Below are 747 nucleotides of genomic sequence, written 5' to 3'. Positions count from 1 at the left end.
GTGCGGATGCGGTAAGCCGCGGTTTCGTGCACTACGTCCAGCGGTGCGTCGGTGTCGATCAGCAACGACTCGATGGTGCAGTCGATGCCGGTGATAGGCATGTATCGATCCATGACAAACCCTCCATTTGTTAAAAGAACGCTACTACTCAGCAGTGACTGTAGGCGGATCCTCAGGCAGCCCATCAGGCGGATCGAGATTGTCTAACGCGCGGTTTACCAACAGCTCCGCCAGTACGCTCAACTGCTGAATCGCCAATCCCACGTTACGACGCGAGCCTTCGAGTTCACAGGCGAGGTCGGTGGTCATGACGTTGAGCGAGGCGAGGGTTTCGCAGGCGTGAGCGAGCAGGGTGGGTGTGTCGATGTCGGGGAGAAGGGTGAAGACGTGGCTGATGGGATCGGGGTGTTTTGGGTTGCGCAGACGAGCGCTGACGGTGCGTTCGGTGGTATCAGAGAGATGAGTCAAATCGGGAGTCTCTGCATCTGAGCATGACTCAGATCCAGGTGGATTCGGAGTGATCTTTTTCATATTTGTATATCCTCACACTATTGATAAGAGCTACCAATCCCCTGCTGTCAAACAGGATTGGGTGGCAGCTGTACGCGGGTTGACAGACCGGAAGTGTGAGAACCCGGTGCACCCGAAGATGCCCCGCGCACAGCCACCATAACGAGACTGCATGCGCGTGAGCATGCCGCCCGGTCGGGAGGGAGTGCAGATTACACTTTTCAGCCTGTCAAAGCC

Annotated in this window: 1 protein-coding gene; it reads right to left on the bottom strand. The window is 56.6% G+C overall.

Annotated elements, in window-relative coordinates; all coding sequences use genetic code 11:
• Positions 1 to 144 precede the first annotated feature (144 nt).
• The gene (locus tag AC1DRJ_RS30855; RefSeq protein ID WP_477805445.1) at positions 145 to 531 is read right to left on the bottom strand and encodes a DUF6124 family protein; all 387 of its coding nucleotides are present in this window, start codon (positions 529 to 531) and stop codon (positions 145 to 147) included.
• Between the last annotated feature and the right edge of the window lie 216 nt (positions 532 to 747).

Source organism: Pseudomonas sp. P5_B2 (assembly GCF_056400445.1).
The sequence above is the reverse complement of the archived record's forward strand: the minus strand, read 5'-3'. Positions and strand labels throughout refer to the sequence as shown.

Excerpts from the sequence above, each read along its gene's own strand:
- AC1DRJ_RS30855 (WP_477805445.1), bottom strand. The coding sequence starts at position 531 with ATGAAAAAGATCACTCCGAATCCACCTGGATCTGAGTCATGCTCAGAT.